Origin of the sequence: Lutimaribacter pacificus (assembly GCF_900142185.1) — a bacterium.
GTDB lineage: Bacteria > Pseudomonadota > Alphaproteobacteria > Rhodobacterales > Rhodobacteraceae > Lutimaribacter > Lutimaribacter pacificus.
In genome coordinates, this window is sequence record NZ_FQZZ01000011.1 from 73,080 (window position 1) to 91,365 (window position 18,286).

The 18,286-nt window shown below is 61.1% G+C and carries 15 protein-coding genes and 1 pseudogene; 11 read left to right on the forward strand and 5 right to left on the reverse strand.

Translation table 11 applies throughout. The features are described from left to right. Window positions 1-17 precede the first annotated feature (17 nt). On the reverse strand, window positions 18-2,150 hold the full coding sequence (locus F3H87_RS19485; RefSeq protein WP_149789565.1) for a TonB-dependent siderophore receptor: 2,133 nt from the start codon (window positions 2,148-2,150) through the stop codon (window positions 18-20). Between the two features lie 364 nt (window positions 2,151-2,514). Here F3H87_RS19485 and F3H87_RS19490 point away from each other — a divergent pair, with 364 nt between their 5' ends. Genes F3H87_RS19490 through F3H87_RS19510 form a run of 5 tightly spaced genes read left to right on the forward strand, consistent with a single transcriptional unit; the run spans window position 2,515 to window position 7,421 of the window. Further along, window positions 2,515-3,492 carry an iron-siderophore ABC transporter substrate-binding protein gene (locus tag F3H87_RS19490; RefSeq protein ID WP_149789564.1) on the forward strand — a complete coding sequence of 326 codons (978 nt, stop codon included), beginning with the start codon at window positions 2,515-2,517 and terminating at the stop codon, window positions 3,490-3,492. After that, entirely contained in the window at window positions 3,489-4,529 is a 1,041-nt protein-coding gene (locus F3H87_RS19495; RefSeq protein WP_149789563.1) for a FecCD family ABC transporter permease, read from the forward strand. The genes F3H87_RS19490 and F3H87_RS19495 overlap by 4 nt, the downstream gene beginning before the upstream one ends. After that, entirely contained in the window at window positions 4,526-5,572 is a 1,047-nt protein-coding gene (locus F3H87_RS19500) for a FecCD family ABC transporter permease (protein ID WP_149789562.1), read from the forward strand. The genes F3H87_RS19495 and F3H87_RS19500 overlap by 4 nt, the downstream gene beginning before the upstream one ends. After that, a complete protein-coding gene (locus F3H87_RS19505) occupies window positions 5,569-6,390 on the forward strand; it encodes an ABC transporter ATP-binding protein (RefSeq protein WP_149789561.1) in 822 nt (273 codons plus the stop codon). The genes F3H87_RS19500 and F3H87_RS19505 overlap by 4 nt, the downstream gene beginning before the upstream one ends. Then, window positions 6,387-7,421 carry a siderophore-interacting protein gene (locus F3H87_RS19510; RefSeq protein ID WP_188129282.1) on the forward strand — a complete coding sequence of 345 codons (1,035 nt, stop codon included), beginning with the start codon at window positions 6,387-6,389 and terminating at the stop codon, window positions 7,419-7,421. Before F3H87_RS19505 ends, F3H87_RS19510 begins: the two co-directional genes overlap by 4 nt. 212 nt (window positions 7,422-7,633) lie before the next feature. On the opposite strand, the gene F3H87_RS19515 is transcribed toward F3H87_RS19510, so the two are convergent. From F3H87_RS19515 to F3H87_RS19525, 3 genes are all read right to left on the reverse strand, one after another. Beyond that, complete coding sequence (locus F3H87_RS19515; RefSeq protein ID WP_188129281.1) at window positions 7,634-8,323, reverse strand: NAD(P)H-dependent oxidoreductase; 690 nt, start codon at window positions 8,321-8,323, stop codon at window positions 7,634-7,636. 48 nt (window positions 8,324-8,371) lie between these two features. Beyond that, window positions 8,372-9,358, reverse strand: coding sequence for a serine hydrolase domain-containing protein (locus F3H87_RS19520; RefSeq protein ID WP_149789558.1), 987 nt, complete (start codon window positions 9,356-9,358; stop codon window positions 8,372-8,374). Window positions 9,359-9,583: 225 nt separating this feature from the next. Then, on the reverse strand, window positions 9,584-9,892 hold the full coding sequence (locus tag F3H87_RS19525) for a hypothetical protein (protein WP_188129280.1): 309 nt from the start codon (window positions 9,890-9,892) through the stop codon (window positions 9,584-9,586). Between the two features lie 207 nt (window positions 9,893-10,099). Here F3H87_RS19525 and F3H87_RS19530 point away from each other — a divergent pair, with 207 nt between their 5' ends. The 3 genes from F3H87_RS19530 to F3H87_RS19540 are packed head-to-tail and all read left to right on the forward strand — an operon-like array spanning window position 10,100 to window position 15,022. Further along, on the forward strand, window positions 10,100-11,167 hold the full coding sequence (locus F3H87_RS19530) for an HlyD family secretion protein (RefSeq protein ID WP_223228142.1): 1,068 nt from the start codon (window positions 10,100-10,102) through the stop codon (window positions 11,165-11,167). Beyond that, the gene (rbbA, locus tag F3H87_RS19535; protein ID WP_149789556.1) at window positions 11,164-13,905 is read left to right on the forward strand and encodes a ribosome-associated ATPase/putative transporter RbbA; all 2,742 of its coding nucleotides are present in this window, start codon (window positions 11,164-11,166) and stop codon (window positions 13,903-13,905) included. Before F3H87_RS19530 ends, rbbA begins: the two co-directional genes overlap by 4 nt. Window positions 13,906-13,909: 4 nt before the next feature. Then, entirely contained in the window at window positions 13,910-15,022 is a 1,113-nt protein-coding gene (locus F3H87_RS19540) for an ABC transporter permease (protein ID WP_149789555.1), read from the forward strand. A gap of 101 nt (window positions 15,023-15,123) precedes the next feature. Here F3H87_RS19540 and F3H87_RS22020 read toward each other — a convergent pair. After that, window positions 15,124-15,327, reverse strand: a pseudogene (locus F3H87_RS22020) (hypothetical protein); the annotation flags it as partial. An 8-nt stretch (window positions 15,328-15,335) separates the two neighbouring features. On the opposite strand from F3H87_RS22020, the gene F3H87_RS19545 reads away from it, so the two are divergent. The 3 genes from F3H87_RS19545 to F3H87_RS19555 are packed head-to-tail and all read left to right on the forward strand — an operon-like array spanning window position 15,336 to window position 18,282. Continuing rightward, window positions 15,336-15,779, forward strand: a complete 444-nt coding sequence (locus F3H87_RS19545) for a hypothetical protein (RefSeq protein WP_149789554.1) — start codon at window positions 15,336-15,338, stop codon at window positions 15,777-15,779. Continuing rightward, window positions 15,773-17,014 carry a methyltransferase family protein gene (locus tag F3H87_RS19550; protein ID WP_149789553.1) on the forward strand — a complete coding sequence of 414 codons (1,242 nt, stop codon included), beginning with the start codon at window positions 15,773-15,775 and terminating at the stop codon, window positions 17,012-17,014. The genes F3H87_RS19545 and F3H87_RS19550 overlap by 7 nt, the downstream gene beginning before the upstream one ends. After that, window positions 17,011-18,282: a cytochrome P450 gene (locus F3H87_RS19555; protein WP_149789552.1), complete on the forward strand. Its 1,272-nt coding sequence runs from the start codon at window positions 17,011-17,013 to the stop codon at window positions 18,280-18,282. Before F3H87_RS19550 ends, F3H87_RS19555 begins: the two co-directional genes overlap by 4 nt. Window positions 18,283-18,286 lie beyond the last annotated feature (4 nt).

Consider the following 18,286-nt stretch of genomic DNA (forward strand, 5'->3'; position numbering starts at 1 on the left):
GGCCGCATCAACGGCAATCACCAGCTATGGTTCAGCGCCACCGTGATCGTCCTGCCGTTGTTGTAATAATCGGCCGTTCCACGACCGACGACATATTGCTTGTCGAAGAGGTTGCTGACGTTGATGTTCAACGCGGTGCTCTCCGCGAACTCATAAGAAAAAGACGCGTCGACATAGAGCTGATCCGGGCTTTTCCCGTTGTCGTTATAGACGTTGTAGTAATAGGGGCCGACATACCGCAGGCCGATACCCACCGACATGTCACCGAGAGTCCCGGTGGACGGCAGGTCATAATTCAGCCAAAGCGACGCGAGGTGGTTGGGCACCGATGCGAACTGGTTTCCGTCTACCGTGACACCACGTACATCACCACGGACAAAGTCGGACATCTGATAGCTGTATCCGCCGAACAGCGTCAGCCCCTCGGCCAGTTCCATCCTCGCTTCCAGCTCAAGGCCACGGACGCGGGATTCGCCGATCGTCTGCCTTTCTATGGCGCCGCTTGGCAGCACGACCGGCACGACCACGTTCTTCTTGGTCAGATCGTAGAGAGAGGCCGTGAACAGGGCGTTGATGCTTTCCGGCTGGTACTTGAGCCCGATCTCGTACTGCTCCCCCCGCTCGGGCTGGGTGCCGATGGAGGGTGGCGCGACCGATTGAACATAGCTTGCGTAAGCCGAAAGCTCATTGGTGAACTTGTATGTCAGCGCGCCCCTGTACGAGGTTTCCGAGAAATCCGCCGATGTCGTCGTTGCTGTCAATTGGTCGGTATTCGTGATGTCGAGCCAGTCATGCCGCACGCCTGCGGTTGCGATCAACTTGTCCGAGAAGGACAGGTTCTGCTGCAGGAACACCGATTTTGTCGTAAAATCGTTTGCCTGGACGCTGTAAGGAACAAGCCCCGTCGGTGCCCCGGTATAGACCGGATTGCTGATGTCGATCTGTGTATGCGCCCCGTAGATCGAAGAACTGGTCGTGGACGCATCCCGGAATTCGATCCCTGCGAGCGTGCTGCTGTCGATGTTTCCGAAACTGGTGTCGTATTGTGCGATGACGTTACCGATCAGTTCTTCGGCGGTGCTGTCGGTGCCGAAGTAGAACCGGTCGACCATCGTGCCGACCCGCGCAGCATTGTCGGACAGGTAGATGTAGCCGAAATCGTCATTCAGGTCACTGTAACGCAGGTTCGCATTCAGCCTGAGCCCGTTGTCGAATTCGTGCTGGAAGCCTGCTGAGACCGTCAGGCGTTCGACATCATGGTAGTTGAAGCCCGGTTCGCCAAAGAACTGTCTGCGGTCATACAGCCGGTCGAGCGGATACCCCCCGCTGTTCGGCGTTCCGTCACGTTTGAGGTAATCCACGGAAAAGGTCAGCTTGGTGCGATCCGTAGGCGCCCATGCGATCGAGCCGAGAAAGAACCGCTCATCGTCCTTCGAGCCGTCATATTCCAAGTCGGCGTCCTGAACCTTTCCCACAATGCGATAGGAAAGCGTTTCCGCCTCGTTCAGAATGTCCCCGAAATCAAAGCCGAGTTCTTTATGGTTGTTGGAGCCGAATGACCCGTAGATTTCGCCGAACCGTTCGAACTTCGGTGTCTTGGTCACGAAGTTGAGCGTGCCGCCCGGATCGGACGTGCCGAACAGGGTCGAATTGCCGCCTTTCATGATTTCCACCCGTTCGAAGGCGTAGGGTTCTTCCCGAACGCCCCGCATCGAGCCGAGCGTGAGGCCATCACGATAGGTCGAAGCCTGGAAGCCGCGCACAAGGTAGTAGTCGTTGCGGTCGTCGGTTCCGTAGTAATCCGTGACGATGCCCGGCGTGTATTCCAGCACATCCTCGACCTTGTCGGCATTGCGTTGCTCGATCTCCTTCTGTGTAACGACAGATACCGAGGCTGGCGTATCCAGCACGCTGGTTGCGACCTTGCCCCCGGTCCAAAGCTCTTTCGCGATGGTCGAATTGGCGTCGTCGTCCGCCTCGACCCCCACATTCACGAAGATCGTGCCCAGCCGATAAGGCTCGGACCCGGAACCTTCCTGCGCGGAGACGGCCAGTGGGATCGCCACCAGCGCCGTGCATCCGAAAAGCGCCGCGCCTGACCGGGCAGGGCGAAGTTGAGAAGGTCGATGTGCTGTTGAGGGTGACCCCATGACGTGGTTCCATTCTTCTGACGTGACTTTAATTCTGGCGCGCTGTCAGGCTCGACAACTTGCTGGCAGAGCGGGATCACCGGTCTTTGGGCTGCGATCCTTAGGGCTCGTGTCTTGAATCATCCGGCCTGAACAGGGTCGGGCAATTCATGCGACGACGGCACATAACGCAGGATCGCGCGAATTTGTATTGTATAAACCGACGGTTTTTGTCGGAATCTCTGGAAAATTGACGGAATCAGTAGGATTTGCCGTTTTTGCCGGGGTGCTCAGCTTGACGCGCCGCTGCGGAAACGAATAGCCGGTGCATAGAATTCTCAAAATATCGCCAAATCGGAGGCTATGGATTCACTTGTTTGAACCGATGAAAACAGCTGTTGCGGTGTTCGCCTTCTGGCTTGGGCTGGCAATCGCCCCCCCGTCCAGCGCCGAAGATTTCCCGGTTACGATTGAACATGCCTTTGGCACGACCACCGTCCCCTACCGGCCTGAAAGGGTGGCGACCGTGGCATGGGCCAATCACGAAGTCCCGCTGGCCCTCGGGATCGTTCCGGTCGGGTTCGCCCGTGCGAATTTCGGTGACGACGACGACGACGGCCTTTTGCCGTGGGTATCGGAACGGCTGCAAGACCTGGGCGCGGATACCCCGCCGCTGTTCGACGAGGGCGACGGGATCGATTTCGAGGCGGTTGCCGCGACCCGGCCCGACATCATCCTTGCGGCCTATTCCGGTCTTTCCCGGTCGGAATACGAAACGTTGACCAAGATTGCCCCGGTGATCCCGTATCGTGACGGCCCGTGGTCGACCGGCTGGCGTGAAATGATCCGTCTGAATGCCGCAGGTCTTGGCATGGCCGCCGAGGGCGAAGACCTTGTCGCCAGTATCGAGGCGCAGATTTCGGACGTCATTGCACGCCATCCCGAAATCGTGGGGAAAAGCGCGATGTTTGTCACGCATCTCGATATCCGCGACCTCAGCGTTATCCGGTTCTATTCCGCGAATGACCCGCGTGTCCGCTTCCTCGAAGACCTGGGCCTGCAGTCCCCGCAAGCGGTGTTGGAGGCCACGGTTCCCGGTCGCTACTCGGGCGAGATCAGCGCCGAGAAGATAGACGCCTTTGGCGATGTGGACATCGTGGTGACCTATGGCGGGCAAGCACTATTCGACCGGGTACGAGAGAACCTGCTGACGTCGCGCATGAAGACGGTTGAAAACGGGGCGATCGTTCTGTTGGGGAACGATCCCGTCGGCACGGCCGCGAACCCGACGCCGCTGTCGATCCCCTGGGTTCTGGAGGATTATGTCGCTCGTCTGGCGGATGCGGCGCGCAAGGCGGAATGACAGCCGTTAGTTCCACAGGGTCAACCCTCGGCGCCTTGCAGCGGTCCCGGCGGAGCCATTTGGCCTGGCTTTCGGTCGTGTTGTCGGTACTGGCCTGCGCCTGCCTGTTGTCGGTCAGCCTTGGAACGCGTGATGTGGGCTGGGCAGATATTTTCGCGGGCGTGACGGGCTCTACCGAGACGATTGCACAGGCGGTGGTCGTGGTACGGGTGCCGCGAACCGTTCTTGCGGTCCTGGCCGGCGCGGCACTCGGCCTTGCCGGTGCGGTGATGCAGGGGGTCACCCGCAATCCGCTGGCGGACCCCGGTATATTGGGCGTGAACGCGGGGGCGGCGATGGCCGTGGTTATCGGGATCGCCTGGTTCGGGATGGAGACGCTCGACGCCTTCCTCTGGACGGCTATCCTGGGGGCCGGGCTTGCCGCATGCTTTGTCTATGCCATCGGATCGCTTGGGCGGGGTGGTGCTACACCTTTGAAACTGGCCCTGGCGGGGGCGGCCACGGCCATCGCTTCGTCCTCGTTCACGATCGCCATCATCCTGCCGCGTAACGATATTGCCGGTGGGGTGCGGTCGTGGCAGATCGGCGGTATCGGGGGCGCCAGCTTCGATGCGATCCTCCCGTGTCTGCCGTTTCTCGTCGCCGGGCTGATATTGTGCCTGCTGTCGGCCCGCGGTCTGAACCTGCTGGCCCTGGGGGACGACGCGGCTGCCGGTCTGGGCGCGCATGTGGCCTGGGCACGCGGCGGCGCGGCGCTTGGCGCCGTGCTGCTGTGCGGCGCGACCACGGCGATCTGCGGGCCGATCGGGTTCGTGGGGCTTGTCGTGCCGCATGTTTGCCGATTGCTGGTCGGAGCGGATCACCGGTGGCTTTTGCCCTTTTCCGCCCTGACGGGCGCCATCCTCCTGATTGGTGCCGATGTGATCGGGCGGATCATTGCCCGCCCGTCGGAGATGGATGTCGGTATCGTCACGGCATTTATCGGCGCCCCGGTCTTTATATGGATCGTGCGCAAGCGTCGGGTCCGTGACCTATGAGTTCTGTCGCCCATACCGAAACGGCCGCATGGATTGTGGCGTTGCGCGTTGCGCGCCGGAAGGCCCGGCTGCGGCTCATCGCCATCATGCTTGGCCTTGTGGTGACAGGCGTGGGCCTGACCCTGGTCACGGGGCCATCCATGACCACGCCATCCGAACTTTTGCGGATTCTGGCCGGGTACGACGTGCCCGGCGCCAGTTTCAGTGTGCGTGAGTTGCGCCTGCCGCGCGCGGTCCTGTCGATTATTGCCGGAATGAGTTTCGGCCTTGGCGGGGTGATCTTCCAGACGCTGCTTCGGAACCCTCTGGCCAGTCCCGACATCATTGGCATCAGCGCCGGCGCCAGTGCTGCGGCCGTCTTTGCCATCGTGGTTCTGGGCTGGGACGGGTCTGCCGTTTCGATCCTGGCTGTCATTGCCGGAATGGCGGTTGCGCTGCTGATCTACCTGCTGGCCTGGCGCGACGGCGTGGCCGGTGCGCGGCTGATCCTGGTCGGTATCGGGCTTTCGGCCATGCTTGACAGTATGATTGCCTACGTCCTCTCGCGCGCCCCGGCCTGGACGATGCAGGACGCCCTGCGCTGGCTGACCGGCAGCGTGAACGGCGCGACTCTGGCCGAGGCGCTGCCCGTGCTGCTTTCGCTGACCATCTTCGGCGGCTTGCTGCTGGCCCGGCGCGACAATCTCGAGGCGATGCGGCTTGGCGATGACACGGCTGCCGCCCTCGGAGTGCCCCTGGCGCGCGAAAAGCTGCTGGCGGTCATGGCCGCGGTCGGGCTGATCGCGGTGGCGACCGCGGTCTCCGGGCCGATCGCCTTCGTCGCCTTCCTTTCCGGTCCTATCGCCAAGCGTATCACGGGGCCCGGCAGGTCGCCGTTGATTGCTGCGGCGCTTGTGGGTGCGCTGCTCGTGCTTCTCGGTGATTACACCGGGCAGCATCTTCTTGCCGGCCGCTATCCCGTGGGCGTCGTGACCGGCGCACTCGGCGCCCCCTATCTTATTTTCCTGATTATCCGATCCCACCGCAGCGGGAGAGAGGCATGACTACACTCAATGTCGAAGCGCTTGAGGCCGGATACGGGTCGCGCACGATCCTGACCGATCTCGACCTGGCGGTGCCGTCGGGCGCCATCACCGCGATTGTCGGGGCCAATGCCTGCGGCAAATCCACCCTGTTGCGCTGTCTCGCCCGGTTGCTGCGGCCAACCGCGGGGCAAGTTGTTCTGGATGGCCGGTCTGTTCGCCATATTCCGACACGGGACCTGGCACGTCGCCTGGGCCTGTTGCCGCAATCGCCGATCGCCCCGGACGGAATGACCGTGGCGGATCTGGTCAGTTACGGACGCCATCCGCATCAGGGTATGCTGTCGCGCTGGACGCAGCACGATGACCGGGCCGTCGCGGCCGCGCTCGAGGCGACGCGGACCGCCGATATTGCCGACCGGGAGGTTGACCAGCTTTCCGGCGGGCAGCGGCAGCGGGTCTGGATCGCGATGGCACTGGCGCAGGAGACGGATATCCTGTTGCTCGACGAGCCGACGACATTTCTCGACATTGCGCACCAGGTCGAGATCCTGGACCTGCTGGTCGACCTCAACCAGAGCCGTGGCACGACGATCGTCATGGTCCTGCACGATCTGAACCTGGCCGCGCGATATGCCGACCACCTCGTCGCAATCCGTTGCGGCAGGCTGCACACGGCAGGATCGCCGGAAAGCGTCCTTACCGAACGCACGGTCAAAGAGGTCTTCGGTGTGTCATGCCGCGTGATACCCGACCCCACGTCCGGCAAGCCGATGATGCTGCCCCTGGGCCGACATCGCGCGGGGGCCGGGCTGTCGACAGAGGATACTACGTCATGACCTACACCGCGCACGCAACGGCGATCTTCAAGGGTGCCTTGCCCGCTGACCTGGTTCCCCACATCGCCGCCCATGCCCGGGAGGCCGAACTTCAGCTGGAAGAGAGCGAAACCTCCCTGATCATCACGGTTCCCCTGGCGACGGTCGCCATGGAGACAGGGTGCTCGGCCCTGCGGGTTCGCATCGATGCCGTGGACCGGGGCGCGCTTCAGAATATCCGTGACTACCTGCTTCACATTCTCGACCATGTCGCGCCCGGTCTTACCCCGGCCGGAGACTGGCAGGGCGACATCGTCCGCAATCGGCCGCCAATGAATTTTTGCACCGCAACGGTGCGCGGCACTCGGCGCGTGGGACCGAATTTCCTGCGTGTCGAACTGGACTGCACTGATACGAAACGCCTGGCGGAAGAACGGGGGATGCATTTTTCGCTCCTCCTTCCGACGGAGGGGCGTGTGCCCGTCTGGCCGCAACTGGATGGCAACGGCCGGACCGTGATGCCGCAGGGTGACGACCGGCTGCATCGCGCAGCCTACACCTTCGTCGATCTGGATACGGACCGGGGCCGTTTCACCTTCGATGTTTTCGAACACGATGGCGGGCGTGCCACGACCTGGGCCCGGACGGCCCGGCCCGGAGACATCGTCGGGATCAGCGGCCCGGGAAGCGGTGATATCCCGCCCGGTCAGGATATCCTGATCGCCGGAGATGAGACCGCCCTTCCGGCGATCCGACGCATCCTGGAGACCTCTCCGGCGGATCGGAGCGGTCATGCCTTTCTGGAGGTTGGTACGGATGACGATACCTGCGACCTGCCGCGGCCCGAGGGCATCGCGCTGACCTGGCTTGTCCGCGACCGGCAGGAAACGCTGTGGGACCACCTCGCGACTGCCCACTTGCCGCCGGGCCCTGATCGGTACGTCTGGGTCGCAGCCGAGAAGGCACTTGTCCGAAAGGCGAAAGCACGCTTCCGGGAAAAGCTCGGCCTTGGGGCCAATGAGGGATATTTCGCTTACTACTGGGAGGCCTGAACTCCGGTTCACAGCGTCGAAGTGACCATCACGCAAAGCTTTTCCGGCGTCAGACAGATGATGGTTCAACAAACAGCTTTAGCCACTTTCAGAGAGAGTGCGCGCCGATGCCCAACTGCCGGAACGCCTCCCGAACCGGATACTCCCCGCACCGTGAACTGAAAACGTATTGCAGTATTGCAGCACATTAACGTGCGGCCCCGAAGGCTCGGTCAAGCCTTTCGAGGCGCTTCGCGGAGCCTTGCCGCCAGGGTGTCCTGATATTGTCGGAGTGCCTCGGCCCCTGCACCGGCCGCACCGAGGAATGCGAGCGGCTCCGAGAAGATCATGCTGGTGTAGTTCGCGCTGGCCCGCAGCGGTGTCAGCACCTCTTCGATGGTAAAGCCGAGGCGGCCGTCGCGGCGATAGGCATCCGGCCCGCCGGCGGTGGTCGTCACCACCAGCAGCTCCTTTCCCCTGAGTTCGGATGGCGCACCCGATCCCCAGACTTCGTTCATGTAGGCCTTCATCATTGGCGTCATGTTGAACCAGTGGATCGGGAACATCAGGACGAGCCGCTCCATGCTCTGGTAGAGGCGGCGCTCTGCCGTCCGGTCGAAGCCCTGCAGGTTGTCTCCGTAGACGGACTCGAGGTTCTTGAACATCGTGTCGTCGGCGGCCTGTGCGGGCTCCCACAACGCCCTGTTGACGACCGAGCGGTCGGGATAGGGATGAGAGGCGATGATCAGCGTTCGCGGCGTGCCGTTCGTGACCTGGGCTTGCGCGCCGGTGCCCGACAGCAGCTTGGGAACGGCGGCGCCGATGGCCAGCCCGGCCCCGGCCGTGACCACGCTGCGCCGGCTGACAGTGCCGGCGTGGCTGCTGTCCGGGGTTGCGGGCGAATTGTCGCGTTCGTTCGGCATGATGATTTCCTTTCGTTGCATTTGGTCCTGCGGCGTTCCTTTTCACGGTCAGCCGGATGTCAGCACCGGCCCCTCGAGCAGGTTCATCAACTGCCCGAAATACCCGCCCGACCGCGCGGGGGAATTCGGGTCCGAGGTGATGGCAACCGCCAGATCCCGTTCCGGGTGCGCGGCGATGATCTGGCCGCCGTAGCCGCGGGCGATGACGAAGCCGCTGTCGGTCAGAAACCACCCGTAACCGTAGCTGAGCCCGGAGTAAGGTGAACGGGTACGGGGCCGGAGCGAGGCGCGAATCCAGTCGGGCGAAAGGATTTGTTCACCCCCGAATTGTCCGCCATCGCGCATGAGAACGGCGATGCGCAACATGGCGCGCGGCGTCAGTGCCATCTCGTTGCCGCCGAAATAGAACCCCTGCGGATCGCGGGTCCAGGGGGGAATCTCGATCCCCAGCGGACGCCCGAGGACCGAGCGCGCCTGTTCGAGCAGGCTCTGACCCGTTGCAACCGTCAAAGCGGCGCCGAGAACATGGGTGGTGCCGGTGGAATAGATCATCCGTTCGCCTGGCGAGGCGATCATCGGCCTTCGCAGGGCGAAATCGACCCAGTTACCGGAATTGACCCACGCCCCGTAATTGGGGCCCGACGTTCCTTCGAGGCCGGCGCGCAATGTCAGCAGATCCTCGATGGTCAGGTCCGCGACACCCGGGGTTGCATCGGGTGGTATGATCGAGGGCGCCACCGTGCCGAGCGTGGCATTCACGCCTGCAATGTCCCCTTGCGCAATCGCGTTGCCGGCAAGCAACGCGACGATGCTTTTCGAGCAGGATTTGATATTCGCGGCCCGGTCGAGGCCCGGACCGCGCGGTGCCTCGGCAAAAACGATGTCATCGCCGCGCTGCACGATCATCGCGTGCAACTGGGGCAGCGCGTCGATGGCCGGGCGGATGTCGCTTGCGGTTTGCGCCATCGCGCGATTTACGAACGGCGCAGCGAAGGCAGACAGCAATGCGGCGGAAAAGCTACGGCGGTTCAGCATCGAACGTCATCTCTCTTGTTGCAGGGCCCCGTCCTCCGGCCCCGTTCTTCGGAAATTGCGCGAACAGGCCGTTTCGCGTCGGTGCAGGATGCGCTATGGGCCCGGCTTCGCGGTTGGCAGCCTCTCCAAAGGCCTGGTTATCTGACTGCACATAGCGCCCGCATGTCATAAGCGGTAATATATCGGCTTGCTCCGATACGATTAGGGGGGCTCCGTCGCTATTACTCATGATGTCCGCTCATGAATTGAAAGGCTGACGGCCCGGGCGGTATTGACGGGCCAGCCGGGCACGTAGTGGATCAGTTCGGCAAGGTGATTACGATAAATCACCTTGCCCTGCGCGATGGCGACCGCGCGTCCGGGAGGGCAACAGCAAAAATCAGCATCGTTTCTATCATTAGATGCAATCAACCGTTGTTGTTGACATGGGTCAGAGAGAACCAGTTTTGGTGGTGGTATTCGCCAAAGCAACGGAACAAGGTCATTCATCAGGGCCGCGCCCGCATTGAGCAGACATCTGGCCAGTTCGAACATGTCATTCCATCCCACGAGAGGACGGAACATTGCAAAGATGGTCATCTCGCGGCAGGCTTCATTCCGGTCGATCAGTTCATCTGGCAAGGGAACCGGTACGCACCGGTCCGGGCCGATATGAGGACCGACCTGTCAAGGACCGTCTGACCCGATGGATGTCCTGCTCCACGATACTGTTCACCTGACCCGGAGTTCGAGAGTTTCACCATGAACATGCCAAGCAGACCGCTGATCCTTGTACTTCTTGTAATACTTGCAAGCTATGGCGGTTATTACGCGTGGAGCGGGGCACAATCGTCCGCACTTCCCGAGGGTATCGCCGCGGGTAACGGCCGGATCGAGGCGACCGAGATCGATATCGCGGCCCTGACCGGCGGCCGTATCGCGTCGATTCACCCGGTTGAGGGCGATTTCGTCAAGGCGGGGGATGTTCTGGTTCAGATGGATGTCGTGCAGTTGAACGCCCAGAAGCGTCAGGCCGAGGCCCAGTTACGCCGCACGGAAATCGGCGTGGAGACCGCGAAAGCGATGGTGACACAGGCCAAAGCGCAGCGCCGCGCTGCCGAGGCGGCCGTCGATCAGGCGCAGGCGGTGGCCGACGCTGCGGCGCAACGGTTTGCCCGGTCCGAGCAGCTTGCAAAAAGCAACGCGATCTCGCAGCAGGTGCTTGACGACAGCCGCGCCAGCGATCGTCAGGCAAAGGCGGCACTTGCCTCGGCCCAGGCGTCACATGCCGCCAGCCAGGCCGGGATCAGCGCCGCGCAGGCGCAGGTTGTCGATGCCGAGGCTGCCATCGAGGCTGCAAAGGCGTCGATCGACGCCATAACCGCTTCGATCGACGATGCCACACTGAAATCGCCGCGCGACGGACGCATTCAGTACCGGATTGCGCAGGAAGGTGAGATTATAGGTTCGGGCGGTCGAATCCTGAGCCTCGTCGATCTGAGCGATGTCTACATGACGATCTTCCTGCCGACCTCGCAGGCCGGCCGGGTGCGGCTTGGTGCCGAGGTGCGGCTGGTGATGGATGCCGCCCCGCAAAGCGTCATTCCGGCGACGGTTTCCTACGTCGCGGATGTCGCACAGTTCACGCCCAAGACTGTGGAGACCGCCGATGAGCGCGAGAAGCTCATGTTTCGCGTTCGCGCGCGTATCGACCCGCAGCTTCTGACGCAATACATCGAATATGTGAAGACAGGCCTTCCCGGCATGGCCTATCTGCGCCTGGACCCGAATGTGGAATGGCCGGCATTCCTGACCAATGTCGTCGAATGAGCGAGGCGGCTCCTTCGCCCGTGGCCGAAGTTGCCGGTCTGACGCTGCGCTATGGCAAGGTCACGGCACTCGACGATGTGACGCTGGCCATCCCGTCCGGCCGGATGGTCGGGCTGATCGGCCCGGACGGTGTCGGCAAGTCAAGCCTGCTGTCGCTGTTGGCAGGGGCCCGGATCATACAGGAAGGCGAGGTCAGGGTACTGGGTGGCAATCTTCGCGAGGTCGGTCATCGCCGCAGGGTCTGCCCACGCATTGCCTACATGCCGCAGGGGTTGGGCAAGAACCTTTATCCGACCCTGTCGGTGGAGGAGAATCTCGATTTCTTCGGCAGCCTTTTTGGCCATGATGCGACCGAGCGTGATCGCTGCATAACCGAGCTTTTGGCTGCGACCGGCATGTTACCCTTTCGCAACCGGCCCGCAGCGAAGCTTTCGGGCGGCATGAAGCAGAAGCTCGGCCTGTGCTGCGCGCTGATTCATGACCCGGATCTGTTGATCCTCGATGAGCCGACCACCGGCGTCGATCCGCTCTCACGCCGCCAGTTCTGGGATCTGATCCAGCGCATTCGCGGTGACCGGCCGGGCATGAGCGTGATCACCGCGACTGCCTACATGGAAGAGGCCGGGCGCTTTGATTGGCTGGTTGCGATGAATACGGGCAGGGTGCTGGCGACGGGCGGGCCCGCGCAACTGCTGGAGGAGACCGGCGCGAGCAACCTGGATGAAGCATTCATCGCGCTCCTGCCTGAGGCAAAACGGGGTGAACAGGTTGCGGTTGCGATCCCTCCGCGAACGGGAGATGGGGAAATTGCCATAGAGGCGGAACACCTGACCATGCGCTTCGGTGATTTTACCGCCGTTGACGATGTCAGCTTTCGCATTCCGCGTGGCGAGATATTCGGTTTTCTCGGGTCGAACGGGTGCGGCAAGACCACGACGATGAAGATGCTGACCGGCTTGCTCGCGCCTACCGAGGGGCGCGCCAGGCTTTTCGGGCAGGAGGTAGATGCGCGCGATATGGCCGTGCGCCGCCGCGTCGGGTTCATGACGCAGGCGTTTTCGCTCTATTCCGAACTGACGGTGCGGCAGAATCTCGAACTGCACGCGCGGCTTTTCGCAATGGAAGAAAAGAAAATCCCCGACCGGATCGAAGAGATGCTCGCCCGGTTCGATCTGAAAGACGTGGTGGATAGCCTGCCGGGGGCGTTGCCGCTTGGTATCCGCCAGCGCCTGTCGCTGGCTGTCGCCATGATACACGACCCGGAAATTCTGATCCTCGATGAGCCGACATCGGGCGTGGACCCGGTGGCGCGCGATGGCTTTTGGCGGAGTCTGGGAGAGCTGTCGCGCAAGGACGGCGTGACCATTTTCGTTTCGACCCATTTCATGAACGAAGCGGAGTGGTGCGACCGCATATCGCTGATGCATGCCGGCAAGGTGCTGGTGAGCGACACCGCCGCCGCCATCATCGCCTCCAGGGATTGCGACACGCTGGAGGACGCTTTCGTCCGTTACCTGGAGGATGCGATTGGCGAGGTGGAACCGCCCTCCGATCCTGTCGCGGTGCCGGACTCGCCAGCGGCTGCTTCGTCCGAGGCGCCCGTCCCGGACGGTTTCAGCCTGCGCCGCCTTCTCAGCTATTCCCGGCTGGAGGCCCTGCAGCTCAGGCGCGATCCCATTCGCCTGACCATGGCGCTGGTAGGCAGCCTGATGCTGATGATCGTTGTCGGCCTTGGTATCAACATGGATGTCGAGAACCTGACCTTCGCGGTTCTCGACCGGGACCAGACCACGACCAGCCGCGATTTCATACAGGATATCGCCGGGTCGCGCTATTTCACCGAACGACCGCCCCTGTCCGGTTATGACGACATGGATGCGCGAATGCGCTCCGGCGATCTGAGCCTGGCAATCGAAATTCCGTCCGGCTTTGCTGCCGATGTGGCGCGCGGTCGTGAGGTCGAAATCGGGGCCTGGTTCGACGGCGCCAACCCGACGCGGGCCAACACCGTTCAAGGCTATGTACAGGGCATGCATGCGAGTTGGATCATGCGCAAGACGAGCGAGGTCTACGGCGCGGCGGCACTGGCCGGCAATTTCGAACTGGTCACGCGTTTTCGCTATAACCCCGACATACGCAGCATCGTGGCGATGGTTCCGGCCATCATCCCCATGCTTCTTCTGATGATCCCCGCAATCCTGACCACGCTGAGCGTTGCGCGGGAGAAGGAGCTTGGCTCGATCATCAATTTTTACGTGACGCCGGTGACGCGCTCTGAATTCCTGCTTGGCAAGCAATTGCCCTATATCGGGCTCGCGTTGCTTAATTTCCTTCTGATGATGGGCATGGCAATCGTCTTTTTCGGCGTGCCTTTCACCGGCAGTTTCATCGGTTTCGCCCTTGCGGCTCTTGTCTATGTGACTGCGACGACGGCGCTTGGCTTTCTTGTCTCTGTCTTCATTTCCAGCCAGGTCGCCGCACTCTTTGCCACGGCCATGCTGACCATGATCCCGGCGGTGCAGTTTTCCGGTCTGATTGATCCGGTTTCCTCGCTGCAGGGGTTTGGCCGCGTGATCGGCGAGATTTATCCGACATCATGGTTCGTGACCGCGGCGCGTGGCGCCTTCTCGAAGGCTTTCGGCTTTTCCGAGCTTGTCCAGCCAATGTTCGCGATGGCACTGGCGGTTCCCGTCATCCTGGGTTTGGCCGTGGCCTTCCTGAAGAAGCAGGAGAGATGAAGCGGTGAACCCGAAGAATGTCCTGAACCTCGGCATCAAGGAACTGCGCGGCCTGCTGCGCGATCCGATCATGCTGGTCCTGATTATCTACGCCTTTTCGCTGTCTATCTACACATCCGCCAGTTCCAGCCCGGAGGCGCTTGCGAACGCCGCGATCTCGATCGTGGATGAGGATCAGTCGCATCTCTCGTCGCGCATCGTTTCGGCGTTCTACCCGCCATGGTTCGTCCAGCCCGGGATGATCACCACGACCGAGATGGACGACCGGATGGATGCAGGTATGGATACGTTCGCACTGGACATACCACCCGATTTCGAGCGCGACGTGCTTGCGGGCAAGATGCCGGCGATCCAGTTGAACGTGGACGCCACGCGCATGGGTCAGGCTTTCACCGGAAGTGGCTATATCCAGCAGATCGTCACCGGCGAAGTGTCGGAATATGTAGCGAAATACAGGGCCGAAACATCCCTGCCGGTCGAGCTTGCATTGCGCGCGCGCTACAATCCCTCGCTGGATCCGGGGTGGTTCGGCGCGATCACCAGTGTCATCGAATCGATCACCATGCTGTCCCTGATCCTGACCGGCGCCGCGCTGATCCGCGAGAAAGAGCATGGCACGGTCGAGCACCTGCTGGTTATGCCGGTAACGGCCGGCGAGATCATGTTGTCGAAGATATGGTCCATGGGTGGTGTGGTGCTGTGCGGGTCGGCCTTTGCGCTTGTCGTGGTGGTGCAGGGGCTTCTGGAAGTGCCGATCCACGGATCGGTGCCGCTCTTTCTTGCGGGGTCCGTTCTGATGCTATTCGCAATGACTGCGCTTGGCATCTTCATGGCCACGATCGCAGGCACCATGCCGCAGTTTGCTTTGCTGACAATGCTCGTCATTTTCCCGCTTCAAGTGCTGTCGGGGGCCATGACACCGCGTGAGTCGATGCCCGAGATCATACAGATGATCATGCTGGCCGCGCCGAATACCCATTTCATCATTCTGTCGCAGGCCATCCTGTTTCGCGGCGCTGGGTTCGAAACGGTCTGGCCACAGCTTTTGGCCCTTTTGATTATAGGAATGGTCCTGTTCTGGCTGGCATTGCAAAGGTTCCGAAAGTTCCTGGGGTGATCTGCCTCTGCCGGATGCAGAGCTCCGGGGTTACAAAGAGCGGAGCGCCATAACCGGGGTCTAGCACGGATCAACCCCGGAGGCGGAAACGGACGCCGGGGTTAGAATCGCTCTGACGGGCGCAGAGGTTCCCGGGTGCTTAGATATCGGACCGTGCTATCCATTCTGGTACGACCGAGCAGAAGCTGTACAGTTCTCAGGTTGCCGGGTTTCTTGTAGATTTATGTGACTTTGGTTCGCTGCATGGAATGCGTGCCGTAGGTACTGGTTTCAAGCCCGATGGAGGTGACCCAATACCGGACCAGATGGCCTCGTGAGCTTCAAAGGCGATCAATTGGTTGATATAGTTATCGGAAGAGACAACCAGGCAGGCGGCGTCCGAGTGAGTTTCAGTATCCGACCTTGGGTGGTGTGGTTGCTTTCAACAAGCGCATTCGCAGCTTGCGGGTATCGGGCAATCGAAGCCATATCCTCCCTGTGGTCTGACAATACGGCGTTCCTGGCCTTCCCGCTAACCGTTATGATCCCCGGTTTGGCGTTCCTGTTCCTGGCGACATTGCACGACATGTCCTCGCAAGAGGGGGTTTTGATGCAGCTTGGGACGATGGTCCAGCTATTGCTGATCATGGCACTGCCGGGGATTGCGCTTTATCTGGCTTTGGGTTTTCCGGTTGTGTTCCTCGTCGTCGAGCTCTTTGAAACTCGATTTCCGGCGAAGTACCGCGCGTGGATCAAGAAGCAGGTCATCACATGTTAGAACTGGACCTGCCAGAGGCTCTCATGCTCGCCCTGCGTTGGCTTCTACTGCTTGGGCCGATCTGCCTGGTCTTGTTCTTTGCGTTTTTGCGAGACACCACACGGAGCGCCAAGATCGGCGGGTTGTTCGCTTTCTTGTACGGCATCCCTCTGATCTTCATAACGCACTCGCTCGCTCTTCATTTCGGGTGGTGGCGCTATGGCTGGGATGCGCTGATGCTCAACGGGATTCCGGTGGATATCCTAATCGGCGGGGCGATCCTGTTCGGTCCCGGTCTTTTCTTTGCCTTCCCAAAGGTCGGCCCGCTCATGATCTGCTTGCCGATCATTGTCGGGCTGCACGCAACACTGTTTAGCTCCCTGAAGCCTTTGGTTCATGCGGGGCCGTTCTGGTTCGGTGGCGTGGTTCTTGTATTTGTGACGGCTCATATTCCCGCGATTTACCTTGCGAAATGGACGGCGGAGGATCGGCGATTACCGATGCGATGTGCGCTGCTCGCGCTCATGACGGGCGGTATGATCTTCGTCGTTCTACCGTCACTGATCATGCAGGCCATGGGTGGGGAGTGGGAGCTTCTTGCGCGCCCGCCATGGAGTTCTGTCGTTGCCGGACTGTGCTTGGCCACCGCGTCGGTCATCGGGTTGGCTGCCAATCAAATGCTATGCCTGCAAGGGGGCGGTACGCCAATTCCGCTTGATCCGACAAAGCGTTTGGTCCGGTCGGGCATCTATTCTTATGTCTCTAATCCGATGCAGCTCTCTGCCGCGCTCTGCTGGATCATTCTGGGCGTTTTCCTGCAGAACGTCTGGGTCATCGCCGCGGCGGGTATGGCTTGGGTGTTCGTGCAAGGAATGGTGCGGTGGCATCACAGGCACGACCTTTTGAAGCGGTTCCCGGAAGGTTGGCCTGAGTACAAAGCAAACGTACCCGAATGGATCCCGCGCTGGAGACCATGGGTGCCATCGCCCGCACATGCGACCTTGAGGGAGGAGAACAAGACGCTTCTTCGGATACTCGGAAGTGCCACGGGTCTCGATATCGAAATTCGGGACGGCGCAACGAAGTACCAGCCGGCGCAAGACCCACGACATTTCACGGGTATCGAGGCGCGTCTGTTCGCCGTGACCCATGTGAATTTCGCGTGGGCTGTGGCCGCACACGCCGCGTTGCTTGTCGTCATGGCCACGAAATACATGATGGCGCATTTGCGCCAGCCTGAGCAGGTGCGCACATGACAGACCCGAAACTGGTCGCGTCACATCCGTCTCCCTGGCTCCTTGGCCTCGACAGCCTAATTGCGATCCGAAATGACCAGCTTGGCTTTTATGAGCGACTGCGCGCGAAGCATGGAGATCATGTCGCCCTGCGCCTCGGTCCATACCGATCACATATCTTCTTCCACCCCGATCACATCGAGGCTTTGCTCGCGCGGAATTCGAGTTCATTCATTCGTTTTCGGAAGCTGACGGATGTGGTTCGACAATGGAATGGAAACAGCTTGCTCGTGGAAGAGGGCGAAAGCTGGCGGGTGCGGCGCAGGAAGGTCTTACCAGCCTTCCAGACGCGGAGACTGCCCGCATATGGACGCGCAGCCGTCGCGGAAGCTGAGCGGCTTTGCAGAACACTCCGGGATACTGAAAAATCGGATGTGGTTGGTTTTGATACCGATGCCGTGATGGCGAAACTCACCTTGGATATCGCTACAAGGACCTTGTTCGGTGCACCACCGCGAAAGAACGGGTTCGAGATCGAACACGCGATCCAAGTTCTGTCCGACACGGCCTTTTCGGAATCGACATCGCCGATCGTGCTGCCCGATTGGTTGCCGCTCAAGCGCAAACGCCAAAAGCTATGGGCCATTCAAGTCATGGACGACCTTGTCTCGGGGCTTGTGCGCACGGGTATTGACCGCGGCGAGGGCGAAGCCTCAACCGATTTGCTTGGATCGTTGATCGAACATCACAATGGAGATTTCACCGATATCCGAGATGACGTCATGAGCCTTCTGATTGCAGGCCATGAAACCTCTGGTGCGCTGTTGAGTTGGCTCTTTGCCTGTCTCGCCGTATGTCCCGATAGTCTTGCGGCGGTCCAGGAGGAACTTGCGAATGTTCTGGGCGGGGAAGCACCGACACCGGAGGGTATTGCGAGTTTGCCGGTCCTGCGCGCAACGATCAACGAGACGCTGCGGCTTTACCCGCCTGCTTACACGTTGTTCCTGCGAGAAGCGATCGAACCGGTTGAGTTACTGGATGTCCGGTTGGCGAAAGGCGATCTGGCGCAGATCGTCCCATTCACAACCCATCGGGACCCGCGCTTTTTCACGAACCCGGATACGTTTGATCCGTCTCGCTTCCTGACCGAACCGACTTGGCCGCATTTCGCCTATCTGCCGTTCGGGGCGGGGCCGCGTGTCAACGGCGGAGTAAAATTCGGCCATTGTGGCGGAGCAAAAGTCGGCCAGTTTGGGGCGAGCGCCTTGGAGCGTGCGGCCCTCATATAGCAAG

Excerpts from the sequence above, each read along its gene's own strand:
- F3H87_RS19485 (WP_149789565.1), bottom strand. The coding sequence starts at position 2,150 with ATGGGGTCACCCTCAACAGCACATCGACCTTCTCAACTTCGCCCTGCC.
- F3H87_RS19490 (WP_149789564.1), top strand. The coding sequence starts at position 2,515 with ATGAAAACAGCTGTTGCGGTGTTCGCCTTCTGGCTTGGGCTGGCAATC.
- F3H87_RS19495 (WP_149789563.1), top strand. The coding sequence starts at position 3,489 with ATGACAGCCGTTAGTTCCACAGGGTCAACCCTCGGCGCCTTGCAGCGG.
- F3H87_RS19500 (WP_149789562.1), top strand. The coding sequence starts at position 4,526 with ATGAGTTCTGTCGCCCATACCGAAACGGCCGCATGGATTGTGGCGTTG.
- F3H87_RS19505 (WP_149789561.1), top strand. The coding sequence starts at position 5,569 with ATGACTACACTCAATGTCGAAGCGCTTGAGGCCGGATACGGGTCGCGC.
- F3H87_RS19510 (WP_188129282.1), top strand. The coding sequence starts at position 6,387 with ATGACCTACACCGCGCACGCAACGGCGATCTTCAAGGGTGCCTTGCCC.
- F3H87_RS19515 (WP_188129281.1), bottom strand. The coding sequence starts at position 8,323 with ATGCCGAACGAACGCGACAATTCGCCCGCAACCCCGGACAGCAGCCAC.
- F3H87_RS19520 (WP_149789558.1), bottom strand. The coding sequence starts at position 9,358 with ATGCTGAACCGCCGTAGCTTTTCCGCCGCATTGCTGTCTGCCTTCGCT.
- F3H87_RS19525 (WP_188129280.1), bottom strand. The coding sequence starts at position 9,892 with ATGTTCGAACTGGCCAGATGTCTGCTCAATGCGGGCGCGGCCCTGATG.
- F3H87_RS19530 (WP_223228142.1), top strand. The coding sequence starts at position 10,100 with ATGAACATGCCAAGCAGACCGCTGATCCTTGTACTTCTTGTAATACTT.
- rbbA (WP_149789556.1), top strand. The coding sequence starts at position 11,164 with ATGAGCGAGGCGGCTCCTTCGCCCGTGGCCGAAGTTGCCGGTCTGACG.
- F3H87_RS19550 (WP_149789553.1), top strand. The coding sequence starts at position 15,773 with ATGTTAGAACTGGACCTGCCAGAGGCTCTCATGCTCGCCCTGCGTTGG.
- F3H87_RS19555 (WP_149789552.1), top strand. The coding sequence starts at position 17,011 with ATGACAGACCCGAAACTGGTCGCGTCACATCCGTCTCCCTGGCTCCTT.